This window comes from Roseburia sp. AF22-2LB (assembly GCF_003461125.1).
GTDB lineage: Bacteria > Bacillota > Clostridia > Lachnospirales > Lachnospiraceae > Roseburia_C > Roseburia_C amylophila.
The window spans coordinates 82,428-96,595 of sequence record NZ_QTWM01000009.1; the positions used below are offsets into that span (position 1 = coordinate 82,428).

The 14,168-nt window shown below is 42.8% G+C and carries 12 protein-coding genes; 1 reads left to right on the forward strand and 11 read right to left on the reverse strand.

All coding sequences use genetic code 11. The annotated features are described in order from the left end of the window. Positions 1-265 precede the first annotated feature (265 nt). From DWX96_RS12395 to DWX96_RS12410, 4 genes are all read right to left on the reverse strand, one after another. Positions 266-1,492 carry a CpaF family protein gene (locus DWX96_RS12395; protein ID WP_117841883.1) on the reverse strand — a complete coding sequence of 409 codons (1,227 nt, stop codon included), beginning with the start codon at positions 1,490-1,492 and terminating at the stop codon, positions 266-268. Between the two features lie 78 nt (positions 1,493-1,570). Continuing rightward, the gene (locus tag DWX96_RS12400) at positions 1,571-2,572 is read right to left on the reverse strand and encodes a hypothetical protein (protein WP_117841882.1); all 1,002 of its coding nucleotides are present in this window, start codon (positions 2,570-2,572) and stop codon (positions 1,571-1,573) included. After that, positions 2,572-3,117, reverse strand: a complete 546-nt coding sequence (locus DWX96_RS12405; RefSeq protein WP_158552112.1) for an A24 family peptidase — start codon at positions 3,115-3,117, stop codon at positions 2,572-2,574. The genes DWX96_RS12400 and DWX96_RS12405 overlap by 1 nt, the downstream gene beginning before the upstream one ends. A 55-nt stretch (positions 3,118-3,172) precedes the next feature. Next, positions 3,173-3,445, reverse strand: coding sequence for a pro-sigmaK processing inhibitor BofA family protein (locus DWX96_RS12410; RefSeq protein WP_118057659.1), 273 nt, complete (start codon positions 3,443-3,445; stop codon positions 3,173-3,175). 155 nt (positions 3,446-3,600) lie between these two features. Between DWX96_RS12410 and DWX96_RS12415 the strand changes: the two genes are divergently transcribed. Next, on the forward strand, positions 3,601-3,855 hold the full coding sequence (locus tag DWX96_RS12415) for a YaaL family protein (protein ID WP_227700759.1): 255 nt from the start codon (positions 3,601-3,603) through the stop codon (positions 3,853-3,855). Here the strand turns inward: DWX96_RS12415 and DWX96_RS12420 are convergent. The 7 genes from DWX96_RS12420 to DWX96_RS12450 form a co-directional block, all read right to left on the reverse strand. Continuing rightward, on the reverse strand, positions 3,819-4,295 hold the full coding sequence (locus DWX96_RS12420) for a flagellar export chaperone FliS (RefSeq protein ID WP_118057604.1): 477 nt from the start codon (positions 4,293-4,295) through the stop codon (positions 3,819-3,821). The genes DWX96_RS12415 and DWX96_RS12420 overlap by 37 nt on opposite strands. A 15-nt stretch (positions 4,296-4,310) precedes the next feature. Then, positions 4,311-5,699, reverse strand: a complete 1,389-nt coding sequence (locus tag DWX96_RS12425; RefSeq protein ID WP_118057603.1) for a flagellin N-terminal helical domain-containing protein — start codon at positions 5,697-5,699, stop codon at positions 4,311-4,313. 81 nt (positions 5,700-5,780) lie between these two features. Continuing rightward, a complete protein-coding gene (locus DWX96_RS12430) occupies positions 5,781-8,882 on the reverse strand; it encodes a DUF6240 domain-containing protein (protein ID WP_118083007.1) in 3,102 nt (1,033 codons plus the stop codon). Positions 8,883-9,085: 203 nt separating this feature from the next. Beyond that, entirely contained in the window at positions 9,086-9,586 is a 501-nt protein-coding gene (locus DWX96_RS12435) for a PTS sugar transporter subunit IIA (RefSeq protein WP_118057601.1), read from the reverse strand. 88 nt (positions 9,587-9,674) lie between these two features. Continuing rightward, positions 9,675-10,532, reverse strand: coding sequence for a MurR/RpiR family transcriptional regulator (locus DWX96_RS12440; protein ID WP_147337986.1), 858 nt, complete (start codon positions 10,530-10,532; stop codon positions 9,675-9,677). A gap of 135 nt (positions 10,533-10,667) precedes the next feature. Next, entirely contained in the window at positions 10,668-12,047 is a 1,380-nt protein-coding gene (locus DWX96_RS12445) for a PTS transporter subunit EIIC (RefSeq protein WP_118057599.1), read from the reverse strand. A 38-nt stretch (positions 12,048-12,085) separates the two neighbouring features. Beyond that, positions 12,086-13,975 carry an oxidoreductase gene (locus tag DWX96_RS12450; protein WP_197420824.1) on the reverse strand — a complete coding sequence of 630 codons (1,890 nt, stop codon included), beginning with the start codon at positions 13,973-13,975 and terminating at the stop codon, positions 12,086-12,088. Positions 13,976-14,168: the final 193 nt, after the last annotated feature.

Here is a 14,168-nt window from a genome sequence, read left to right on the forward strand (position 1 = left end):
TATCACATCTTTTTTTGCTTCCCGCCACGCATTTTCAATGGAATATCCTGCCCGCATTGCTCCTGCTGCCGATAGCAGTGCATCCTTAAACTGAAGCTTTAAATCATTCTGGCGCTGTATCTTAGCAGAATTCCTTTTGTTTCGAAGAAATACTGGACATAAACCAAATCCTGCAAGAATTGCCAGAGTGGACTGATAAAACAGCCAGCCTATCAGAATATCCAGCAGCAGAAATTCTCCAACATATAATAAAAACTGTCTTTTCTTAAAATGATATTGACGATAATCCGGCAGCCTGTAATTTTTCCTGATAGAGAAGTTCTCCTTTCTTCTCCCAGATTCCGCCGATGCTTCCCTGTTCTTTTTTCTCCCGGAACCGGAAGAGCTCGTGTAAACATACCTTGCCATTTTCTACCCCCTTCACTTCCACAACCTGCAGCAATTTTCTGCTGCCATCCCTGATTCTGCCAAGTTGTATGATAATATCAATGGCCGATGCTATCTGACTCTGGATTGCTGCCAGCGGCATATCCATTCCCATCAGCACCATCGTCTCAAGGCGGCTTACCATATCCATTGCCGAATTGGCATGTCCGGTACTCAGGCTGCCGGAGTGTCCGGTATTCATTGCCTGCAGGACATCCAGTGCTTCTGCCCCACGGCATTCCCCGACGATAATCCGGTTTGGGCGCATACGAAGTGCACTTTTTATCAAATCCCGGATGGTAATCTCCTCTGCTCCCGGAAGCTTGATATCCCGGCTCTCCAGACGCACCAGATTGGGTAGCCCAAGCAGCTGCAGCTCCGCTGAGTCCTCAATGGTAACCACACGTTCTTCCTTTGGAATAAATTCCGACAAAGCATTTAGAAATGTAGTCTTACCGCTTCCTGTTCCTCCTGATACAAAAATGTTATAGCCGGCACACACCAGATGCTTTAAAAAATCTGCCACTTCCCTTGAAATAGAACCCCATTCTATCAGTGTCTGCATCCGGACAGGCTCTTTGGGAAAACGGCGGATGGACAACGCTGTTCCATCTATGGCAATAGGTTTTAAGACAATATTTACCCGGGAGCCATCCGGCAGTCTGGTATCTACAATAGGATGTAATTCATTTACCATACGGTTACTGCCTCCTGCAATCTGCTGTATGACATCCTGAAGCTTTTCTTCTGATGTAAAGTGTTTATCCCACTGATAAAGCCTCCCTGCCTTTTCATAAAAGATTCCTTTGGTCCCATTTACCATAATTTCTGTAATGTCAGCATCCTCAATAAGCTCCTGCAAAATATCCAGCCTCCGCAGGGAATGAAAGATTTCCCGAATCAGATTCTGCCGCATGGAAATACTCATAGGCATTCTATGGCTGTCTTCTTCCAAAGTCTTTTGCACCAGTTCTAAGATTTCTTCATCTTCCATGGTTCTTGAAATGTCCATCCGTTCCATTACCTGATGCTTCAAGCGTTCCTTTAAATTCTCCTTTGTCTCCATCTGAATGCCTTTCCCCCATACATCTTCTTACGCATTTACTTATGTACTTTCTTATCCATTTCCTTATCTACTTCTTTCCTAAGGCATTTCTTTTTCATTGTCTTCTTCTCTTTCTATTTCCTGTGCTATCCACTCTTTGAAATAGCCTGCTGCTGCAACCGGATTACCGGAATTTTCATATCTTTCACCTGTCTGCAATCGTTCCGGAATCTTTATAATCTGAATCTTTCCTTTTACTTCCTGTGACATAAGCTGTTGCTCTACCGTATCCATTCCATATTCCTGCTTTAAAAATGCATACACCCTGTCACACTCTTCGATAATTCTTCCCGTATCAGCAAGCTCCGGCTGTATCTCTAATATCACATAATCAAAGGACAATTCCTGCCAGATAATTTCTAAAAGTCTGTGATAATCCTGTGCTTTTACTTCACCCAATAAAACTGCCTGTTCTACCGGAACCATAATGCCAAGTTCGCCCACAGTAGTAATTCCGCTCATCACGCTGGCACCCCCATTGGTACTTCCAAGCCGGAGAGATAGCAAAACATCGGATAAATTATGGCTTTCTTCCATTTCCGGCAGCTTCATGCCGCAATATCCTCTGGTATTAATGTATAAAACCTTTCCCTTCTCTGCCAAAACCTGTGCTACAGCCAGTCCTGCCAATAAAGACAGCCCGTCATACCAGGGTGACAGCAGTCCTATGGTACGACCCTTCCTGCTTCCCCGCAGACAGATTTCCGTTGGACGCTCCGCCAGTAATGCATACATTTCCTGCAGGATGACATTGGCAGACTGGTACTTATAAATATGCGGCAATGCTGCCTCTCTTGCTCCCAGCCGTTCTTCTGCCAGACATACCATTTCTTTCTTTAAAGGAAGGGTTTCTGCTTCTTTCAACAGCCCTGAATTAATCAGCCAGATATCTCTTTTTTCTTCATTTAAATCTGCCTCCACACTGTTCCAGTCTGTATATACTTCTGCCTTTGCCACATTTCCTGTCTCCAGAAGATATTCTGCCAGTTTATTTCCATAGGCACTGTCCGCATCGCAGATTGCAATTGATATCTGATTCATTACACCACCCCCAATGTCAGTAAATAGCCGCCCAGTACCGCCGGTGCCAGATGCATGCAGGAATCATCCATACCGGACTGCTCCCGATAAGGCACCCACTGTTTTCTCACCAGACTGCTCTGCATATAAGTTCTAAAATACAATATACGCTGTATTAATGTTCCCTGCCTTATCAGCCGGAACAATCCGTATACTGCTGCCAAACATAAGGAAAAAATAATTGTGTGAAGCACAATAGAATAATCTGTCATGCAGGAGAGTGCCATAAAAAGCTTAATGTCTCCGGCTCCCATTGCATGCATCAAGAATAATAAATAGAATAGAATCACGGGAATTAACATCATTACTGTTACCAGTATAATTCCCTTTTCTCCTTCTCCCCGGATATGTGCTGCATATCCTGTCATCACCCCCATGCCCGTCAGCCAGTTCGGTATTTTTGACTTCCATAAGTCAAAGCAAACTGCCAGTCCAAGCATAATTATCACCAGTATTGTTATAATTCCTTCCCCCTTCGCTGTAATCGCATTATACGATGTCCCCATGACCTTGTACATGTCGAATTGGGAAAGTTTTTTCTTTCGTCACATTTCACAAATATTACATCAGACGATATGCCATAATTCCATAAAGCAGGGTAAATCCTCCTGCTCCCAGCAGTCCCACCGTTGTAAGGCTCCATGGATTCAGTCCCACCATAACGTCTATGCCATTCTTCGAAAGCAGCTGGTTGCAAAAGACAATTGTCACCGCTCCTGCTGCCATCCGGACAACAAAATTTAAGACAAGGTCTGCCCTCTGTTTTAAGATTCCGATAAACAAAACCAGCAGACAAATGCCTATAATCACCATAATTCCTGTTTCTTTACTCATTACACTGCTTAAAATCCTTTTCAAGTATCCATTTCCTTACCATTAACATATTTTTCTGCAAAAAAAAATATTCCTTTTTTTTGTATAGATTGGATTTTTCTGATTATACTTAGTAAAAAGAGGATTTATTTTCCATAAAGAAAGTGGGGATCGTATTGTTTGGAATTGTAAAAAACACACCTGCGCCGGATGCCGGCTACCGCTTACTTTTAGATGATTTAAACCGGACAAAGAATGACTTAGACTTCGCATATGCGAATTTTCAGAATGTTGTAGAACCGGATCTGATTGATGCCTATATTTATGAAGTAAATGCCATGCAGCTGAAATATAAATTTCTGCTGCGCCGCTTAAAACAAAAAACAGAGGATTCTTATGCGAAGAATCCTCTGGAAGTATCTGACTCCTGAAAATTTTCATTTAATTGTTCTTTTCCATACGTCATACCCGCATATACCTGCTGGGTATTGTGCATTAAGGGTTCTGAGGTATCCTGCTTTGCGACCTCGCAGAAGGCCTGATACAAACCGCTCAGAACTCTTTTTGCATGGGCGATGCCGTCACCGCTCTGCTGATACATACTACACATCAGCTCTCTTCTGCAATAGGAATAAAGCGGATAAAGCTGTGGGGAAAGTTCATATTGAAAATTCAATGCCGCCTGAAGTTCTCCAATCACTGCATCAGCTTTCCGGACGGCTTCTTTGTATACATCAAAATCTTTTTCCTTCAGATTTTTTTCTGCTTCATCAAGATAAGAAAAGCAGATATCATATAAAACCACTACCAGTTCACTGCGGTTACTCTGGGTAATCCTTCTGGTAAAGTCCTGCTTCGTTCTACTATCCATGACAGTCTCCTTTGATTACTGAAGTAACTGTAATACCTGCTGTGGAATATCATTTGCCTGAGACAATACGGAAATTGCTGCCTGGGACAATACATTCTGCTGTGTATAATTGGTCATTTCCTCTGCCATATCTACATCTGAAATACGGGAAAGTGCAGATGTCATATCCTCGCTGGTCTCATCAAGACTTCCTACAGTAGAATCCAGACGGTTCTCACAGGCTCCGATGGCAGAACGTACAGAAGATACTCTTGCCAGTGCATTATCTAATGCAACGATTGCCCGGTCTGCTCCGGTTACGGTTGTTACATCCAAATCATCCAGATATAAGGTCTCGGTATCAATCTCCGGAATATCTACTTTAATGGTCTGGTTTTCATTGGCTCCTACCTGAAGATCCATGGTTCCAATATCGGTCACTTCTAATTTAACAGTGCTTCCCGCGGCAAGTCCGCTCTTGGTAAGAAAAGACATTTCAAATCCATCACGGTCTGTAATAGTTACTTTATTGCCATCGACTGCGGCAGTTGCAGTGGTTGAAAATCCGCTTCCTGCAGCATGAATATCTACCTCAGCATTGGTTCCGTAAGATACTGCCGGTGTCATGGAATTAAATCCAAGCTGTGCTGCCAACGCAGCATCGCTGATTGTGATTTCTACTTTGCCTGTCTCTCCATATGCAGTGGATTCAAAGGAAAGCTTACCGCCATCTGCTTTTACGGTAGTCTCGCCTAACTCACCGGCTGTTCTGATTTTCTCAAAGACCTGCTCATAGGTATCGGTTGCTTCTATTTCTACGGATGAACTGTTAATTTTCATTTTACCGGACGCTCCGATTGTTGCTGTCATATCATTAAATGCAACGGTATCTGCATCCTTCTTTGCAGTCTCAGCTGCCTGATTGATGGTTACGGTATAATCTGCTGCGGTTACATTACTGGATACTGCCATTCTTGTAGCGTTGGTTCCATATACTCTTCGCTGGATGCTGCCATCCAGTAAGGATTTGGTATTGAACTCGGTATCCTTGCTGACACGGTTAATTTCTTTCTTTAATTCTTCTACTTCCTGCTGAATTGCTTTCTTATCATCCGGTGTATTGGAATCACTGGCTGCCTGTACAGAAAGCTCACGCATTCTCTGTATCAGGGAAGTCACTTCATTTAAGGCTCCATCGGTTGTCTGTAATACGGAAATACCATCAGACGCATTCTGGGATGCCTGGTCAAGTCCTTCAATCTGTAAATTTAATTTATTGGAAATTGCCATACCTGCCGGATTATCTTTGGAATGATTAATCTTTAATCCGGAGGACAGACGCTCCATTGCCTCGGTTACTTTATTTTCTGTACGCAATAACTGTTTATTTGTAATTACCGCTGACATGTTATGGTTTACTTTCATTTATCTTAATTCCTTTCTTCCATTCATGCCCGCATCCTTGCGGTCTATCGACGTTCCATGTCTTATGTATTGTATATCGGACTACCTTTCTAAGGACTTAACCGCTTTTAGGAAACTTTCTGCCATTCCATAAAGTGTCTTTGTCTGAATTTCCGTATCTGAAGAATTCTTTTCTTCCGTCTTGTCTGTATTTTCAGAAGAAACTTCTGTGCTGTGATGGATTCCATCCTTCTTTATTTCTCCGGTCATATAGCTGATGCTGACTTCCTGTCCCGGCTCCTGTGCAAAAAGATTTTCCCACTCTTTCGCATGGCTTTCAAATAATGCAGTGGTCTCTTTGGATTCTGCTGCAATATAACCGGAAATCTTTTCCTTGCCGGCACGAAGCTGTGCTGCCACTCTTCCTAAGCGGTCTGTCTCAAAGACGATGTCTACTAGACCTTTCTTTTCTTCGCCACGGACAATCTTAAGAGACACATTGCAGGTCTCGCCCTGTACCAGCACCGGAACTGCATATTCTTCTTTTTTTGCCGCCGCACTTCCCAAAGCAATCTGGGTATGCATCATTTTCAGTTCCTGCAAATCAAGGCTTGTAAGATTATCCTCCGACATCATCATGGTCTTCATGACATTCTCAGCGGTATCTTCCAGCTTCCGCTGAGCCTCTGCCATTTCCTTCGGTGTCTTAACTGCCTCTGCAAAATCAGAAAATATTTTTTCTTTGATATTTTCCAGTTCCTCTGACAGATTTTCGCTCCGGTCTGCCATCTTAAACAGACGGTTAAATACCTGATTCCGGTTATTCATATAATCTGCCGCTGCAAGCACCCGGTTGACGGTTGCCGGCATATCAAGCTGTTCTAACCACTCATAGACTTCCTGTGGTGCCGCTGCTGCCTGGGACAGCTCCTGTACCTGTTCCTTCCGGTAAGCTGCCTCTGTTTCTTCTTTCTGCTCCACTTCTTTCATGGCATCTGCCAGCTCTTCCGGTGTCATGGAAAGCCATTTTTCATCCTTCATAAACGGTGCCACCTTCTCCGGTGCCAGTCCGTCTTTCACATCGGAAAGCTTATTCTTCTGGTACACTCCCTCAATCTGTTCCGTAATGGACATGCCGGCTCCTTCTTTGGTCTGTACGCCTCCAAAATCATCATCTACCTGATAATCCATGGCACCATGCTTTGCGGAACGAACCTGAGTCAGAAGTCCACGCAATGTAATATCTCCGCCCTGCTGCAGCAAGGCTCCGATTGCTGCGCCGTCTGTCTTTTCTACCTGACGGATCAGCCGGTATACACCAATATAAGCACTTCGTTCTTCTTCGCTGATTTCCTTATTCTGCTCTAATTTATAAAGGTATTTACTGAATTTTTCCTCTTCGGTAATGCCCTGTTCTTCCTGAATCTGCTCAGATACGGTATTTATCTCTTCAAAGCTCATATCCAGTGGATTCATGCCTTCTTGTATCATGGTACGGACAACTGCCGGTTTTAAATGGTCAAATGCCCGCTGCACTTCTTCATCCGCAGCTTTCATTTCCGCAATATTTTCCGGTGTCAGCTCCATCTGGTTATAAGCTAAGATTCTGACGGCACGCTGATTTCCATAGCTTGTTTCCAGGTCTAAATCCTTTAAAATATCATCCACATTGCGGAATGCCTTGGAAATGGAATCTCCCATGTCCTGACGAGGTGCGGTCATCATAGTCTCATATCGTTCTCCTGCCTTTTCAAAGGTATCCTTTAAGGCAGCTCCATCTTCATAGAGACTCTGCAATGTTGTTTCATCTACCGGATGGATTCCAAGAGCATATGCCGGCATCGCTTTTAATGCTTCAGATGTGTCCATGACATTCCGGAACAATGCCACATCCGCTTCCTTTGGTACAATGCCATCCCCGGAAAGGAGTCTGCTGTAATATTCATTTTCCTGTGTTTTCAGTTCTTCCACCAGCTGGGACAATTCCATGGTATCAATGGAAATTCCTTTTTTCAGTAAAGAAAGGTTCGCTTCACTGGTCATTTTCAGTCTGGTTTCCTCTAACTGTCTTCTTGCAGTCAGAAGGTCTAAGCCGCTTTTCGTATAAGCTGTTTTATCCGCTGCCGCTGAAACTTTTGTGTCCTTGTTCTTTATCTCATCCGCAGCTTTTTTCAGATTCTCAATAGTAAACGGTTCTCCGGAATTTACCACATAGGCAAGTTCCTCATCCGTTACATTGGTAATGACGTCCAATGCATCCTGTGCCTGATCCTTGAAATCATTTCCGGAAAGTACGACATCCTGCGGACGGATTCCATCGGAAATTGCCTCTGCCGATACCGTTATGATTTCTTCTTCGCCAAGTGGAAGCTGTAACTGCTGTAAAGTGGATAACTTTTCCAAATTCTCTGCAGTCAGTGGAATACCATTTTCAATGAGCCATCTGCCATCTGCCATATTCTGCTCATTGACATCCATGCCGCTTTCGGATATTACGGCTTCTATCTGCTGCTTTAACGCATCATAATCAAGGTCTGTCATCTGCTGGATTCCGGCATAGGTTGCACTTCCGGAAAATTCTGCTTTGTACAAATTGGCAGTGGTAACCGGCAGTTCATTATCCAGTATATATTTCATGCTTCCTTCATCCGGTGTATGAAGTTCTTCCATCATATTGGCAGTCTCTGTAATATCTTTTACATTATTCTCTGTCACCGGGATATTTACGGTATTCAGGGCTGATTCTATATGCTGTGCCATTGCAGTGCTTCCTGCCATCGCTTCAATCTGGGCATCACTGAGTCCGTCCCCGAAATAGCTGATGTCTTCTCCTGACTTTGCCAGACGCATCTTCATCTTATCGGTCTCGGTTACTACCGTTGGAATCTCCGTATCCGTCAGGGAAAATCCATCTTCTTCCATTGCTTTTACATCTTTTCCCGTAGTATGGTCTGATGCAAAAAGCATCTCATTTTTCATCTGGGTTGCGTCCAGATTGGATGCCTGCTCCTTAATCTTCTCTAAGGCATTTCCCTCTTTTTCCGGCTTGCCATAAGTCGGCTGCTCTAACAGACGATCTGCCTTTCTGTCTTTTTCTATTCTTACAATGGATGCGTCCTTCTTCGCAGCTGCCACATTGTCCTGTCTGGCGTTTCCTGTCACCACTACATTGGCATCCATTTTCTGATTCTGTTCTATCCGCATGAAATTCCTCCATTTTCACGGTCTGTCCATATGTCTTACTAATTTATTATGTCGGATGATTCCGCGGAAAACTTAAGGATTATCCGGAAATGCCCTTGGCAAAAATGAAAAGAACTCCGGTGATTACTTTATATTTCAAGTAACCTCCAGAGTTCCGGTATCTTTCTATATTTTTTATTCTGCCTCTGTGTCTTTTATCCAGCTTAAAATTCTACGATTACCGTCTCGTTCTGTACTGCATCCATTCCGGTATGAATCTTCATATCCGGGTACTCATCTCCGTTGGTAAATACCAGAATGCAGGTTTTCTCATATCCCTGGGCTTTGATTTTCTCCGGGTCAAATTCTAAGAGCTTGTCTCCCGCTTTTACCTTTTGTCCCTGTTTTACAAAATACTTGAAACCTTCTCCCTGCATATTTACGGTATCGATTCCTTCATGAATCAGAATCTCTGCACCGTTGGAAAGCGTCATTCCAACCGCATGTTTCGAATCATCCATTAATAAAGATACTGTTGCGGCACACGGAGCAGTAACAATATTTCCTTCCGGCTCAATTGCCAGTCCATCACCTAACGCCTTTGAGGAAAATACCTCATCCTTTACTTCTTCAATCGGAATTACTTTTCCCGACAGATATGCTTTCAGAACCGGTGTCTGGTTCTCTTCTGCAGAATTTTCTTTATTTTTAAAAATGGAAAACATCTCTATTTCCCGCCTTTCTTTTCTTTTTTCACTTCTATGCTGCCAAGCCTGGTTGGTTTACATAACTATAGACAACATCCTTGTCTTTCTACTGCTCTTTGCTTTCTTTTATGAAATACGCCTTTTCCTTTGTCTCCTTTTCATTGCTTTCATAATCAAGCTGATACAAAAATGAAAACATGCAATCCAATATAAAATGGAATGCACTATATACCGCAAACGTATCTATTTTCTCTTCATAAGAGCCCTGCTCCTGGATGTCCACCAGGATGACTTCCTGACACATTTTCGCCACGGAGCTGTCTGGAGTTGCCGTAATTCCTACGCTGTACCGTTTATTCTTTTTCAGAAGCTTTAAGCTTTCTACCACATCCCGGTTTTCACCAGACTGGGAAATTGCAAGATTGACGGTGTGCTCCGTTGCTGTCAGCGCATAGCCCGGCAGGAAACAGGAACTCATCGTCAAGTTTACTATTTTACCAAAACGCAGCATTTTCTGTTGAAATTCCAGTGCTACTGTGGCAGATGTACCCACACTGAAAACATTAATCATATCAGCTCTGCTCATCCGCTGTACAATGCGGTGCAGCTGGTTATAATCAAATCCAGACACTGTTTTTCTTATAGTCTCATTATTTAATTTTGCAAGTTTCCTTGCTATCTGTTCAAAAGAGTCATTTCCCGAAAAAGGATAGTTTGCATCTACTACGCCCTGATTTGCAAATGCTTCATATTCTGAATAAAACAGAATCTGAAATTTTTTATATCCATCCAGTCCCAGCTTTCTACAAAATCTTGTAATAGTAGACGGCGACGAAAAAGTCGCACGCGCCAAGGACTGAATGGACATATTTTTTACATCAAACCCATTTTTCATCAAATAAGCTGCAATACTTTTTTCAACATCTGTAAAGTCTGCCTGCTTCATCAGTTTTTCTATAATCATAGCATTTCCCTTTCTTCCGGCAGCCTTTGCCAAATAATTTTACATTTATTTTAGCAGAGAATCCACCGGAAAAAAAGGGAAGATATTGTAAATTACCTAAAATATGCTTTGCGGGTTTCCCGCATCAATTATATTCTAGTCATATTCTTTTACTTTTCCGCTCTTAAGCAGGAATGCTGTAATTCCGAATCCTAAAACAATGGATACAATAATTCCTACGCAGTACATCGGGAAGTTGACACATCCAAACCAGCCACTGAAAGCAAGAAGTCCTGAGAAGGAGAAGTTTGTTGCTGCAACACCGCCGATTCCAAGAACTAATCCTGCTGCTGCACCGGAAACAATCATTGTTCCAAGCAACCATTTGCTTCTTAAAATGATACCGTAAAGTCCAGGTTCTGTAATACCACAAAGTGCATTGGTAAATGCTGCTGAGCCGGCAGTTGTCTTGTCTCCTGCATTTTTTGCAAATACTGCTACTGCAAGGCAGATTCCAAGTGCTGCATAGTTGCCCATTCCACCTGCTGCCAGTGCCGGCTCAAAGCCCTGCTCTGCCATAATTCCAAGTAGAATCGGAGTAACTGCCCAGTGCATACCAAGAAGGATTACCAAGGAGAATAATCCACCAAATACAATGCCTACAAGAATCTTGCTTGCGCTTATTACACCGTATACAGCATTAATTCCGTTTGCAACAAGTCCGCCCAGTGGTCCAAATACAAGAATGCTAAGTGGAACAAATACAATCAAACATAAGAATGGAACAAGGATAAACTGCACTACCTGTGGCAAAATCTTTTTCAGCCATTTTTCAAAATAACTCATGCAGAATATTGCCAGTAAAATCGGGATAAAGGAACCGCTGAAATTATATGCGGTAAAGTTAATTCCCAATAAGGAAGCTTTCTCACCGGTTACCAGAAGGTCTGCTACACCAGGATACATAATGGATGCACCCAGTGTTACGGCTACATATGGATTACATTTAAAATGCTTTCCTGCTGTAAATGCCAACAGAATCGGGAAGAAATAAATCAGCGAATAAAAAATAGAATAAAAGGTCTGGTAAGTAAGACCTGTGCTGTCTACTACGCCAAGGTTTGCCAGTAATCCAATTAATCCGGATGCGATACCACCGGTTGCCAGAATCGGAATATACGGTGCATATACATCGGACATCATTTTTGTAAATCTGTCTAAAAGTCCGACTTTCTTCTTCCCTTCATCCACAGCTTCTGCTGGATTTTCTGCTTTTAATTTGGATTTCAGTGCCGGAACTTCTGCAAGCTGTGCATAAACATCACCTACATTTGGTCCGATTAATACCTGATAATATCCGGAGCCGATTAAGGTTCCCAGTACACCTTTTACTTTCTTTAAGGAAGCCTGATCAAATTTTGCTCCATCCTTTAATGTAAAACGGAGTCTTGTTGCACAGTGAATACAACTTTCAATATTATCTGTGCCACCCACGCCGGCGATAACCGCCTGAATTAATTCTGAGTAGTCTTTCATTCGTATTACCCCTTTCTTTTGTGTAATTCACATTTTTCTTATATATTTAATCCTGCTGCAAACCCTTCAAAATTTGCATTCATAATGTTCGATGGACTGATACAGTCCCCAATTGCTATGGTATCTTTACAAATTCCGTAAAATGCTTCTACAAGCTTTTTCTGTGCCGAAAGTCCGGTAGAAAGAATCAGGTTGTCATAGGAAATACTCTTCTCTTCTCCCTTTTCATCCTTATAAACAACAACATCCTCTTCGATTCTGCTGCAACCGCATTTTAACAGGCTGTGAAGATTCTCATACTGCAAAAACTTCTGACGTAATGCTTCCCGGTATAAAGAGTTGGCATTTGCTGCCAGTGTATCGGTCAGTTCCAGAATGGAAACATTCTTTCCCTGCTCGGCAAGTTCCAATCCTATCTCGCATCCAATACTTCCTCCACCAAGGATTACAATATCCTGTCCTAGCTGTTCCGGATGCATAATCGCTTTTGTTGCAAGCTGTACCTTGGGATTATCAATTCCCGGAATCGGAAGAACCCGCTCCGTAGCACCAAGGGCAACTATCAATGAATCCGGCTGAAGCTCTTTTATGAACTCCGGTGTTGCTTCTGTGTTCAGACGAACCTCTATCTTTCTTTTTGCCATCTGCGTCCGGTAATAATTTAAAAGCCGCTTAACTTCTTCCTTGTGTGCTTCTTTTTCAATGAAGCGAAGCATGCCGCCCAGTTCACTTTCTTTTTCCAGCAATGTCACCTGATGTCCCCGGTCATATGCTGTCATGGCAGCTTTCATGCCTGCCGGTCCTCCACCAACGATTACCACATGTTTTTTCTCTTTTGCTTCCGGCAAATCAAGACCTGATGGAATAAATTCCTCATTGTGATATCTTGGATTTACCGAGCAGCCTACATTCCAGTGGTCTGTGGAAATGTGATAACAGTTGGAGCATCTGAGACACGGAACAATGTCTTCCGGATGCCCCTCCAGTGCTTTCTTCGGCCAGTTCGGGTCTGCCAGAAGTGTTCTTCCAAATGCCACCATATCCACGTAACCCTTTGCAATAATTTCATCTGCCATTTCCGGCGTCATAACGGCGCTGACCACAGAAACCGGAATCTTAAGCTCCTGTTTTGCAATTTTTGCCCATTTGAGATTCGGCATTTCTTCTTCCAGATTGGTTGTGATGCAATGCACATTTGCTTCAAACACTTTATCAATTCCAGATGAAATCTGAACAGTATCCACATACCGCTCTGCCTGCTTCAGGAAGTACATCACATCCTCAAAGCTTATGGAATCTTCAATCCATTCATAGGCACTGACACGCATATCAATCGGATAATCTTTTCCAACTGCTTTCCGGACGGTTTCTAATATCCGAAGTGGAAAACGGCTGCGGTTTTCGATGCTTCCACCGTAGGAATCTGTCCGGTGATTGTAATGTGGGGAAAGGAACTGTGCCGGAAGCCAGCCATGTCCGAAGTGAAGAAAAATGGAATCGAAACCAATTTTTCTTGCACTTGCTGCGGTCTCGGCATACCACTGCAACGTTTCTTCCATCAACGCTTCATCCATTTCCTTTACTTCCACTCCATCCGGGCGGATAAATCCAGACGGTCCTTTCGCATAATCCACCGTTCTTGCATCCTGTCCTGCGTGAAAGATTTCGATAGAAGCTTTCGCTCCGCCTTTGTGAATCTTCAACACTTTCTTTCTGGTGGCTTCTCTTTCATACTTGGCAAATGGATACGGTTCTTCCGGACTTGCAAAACTGGAACGTCCCGGTTCTACTATTGCATGTCCCGCAATTACAAGTGCTGCACCGCCCAATGCTTTTTCTTCAAAATCATCACCTGTCGGTGTTGCCACAATTCTATTTTTTAATATCATTCCATTAATAGAAATTGGCTGAAATAAATGATTATACACGTTCTTCTCCTTTCTGCTGTATTTTATTTACCTTCATCTTAAGGCACTTAAACCGCAGAAACAAGCCATTGAAAACAACTGGAAAATATTTTTCACAATCTCTATTTTTCATCATTTATTTATGAAATTTATTATCTTTTTATAATTTTGGGCTTCACTTTTTGCTTATATTTACTTTCATACAGCAACTACG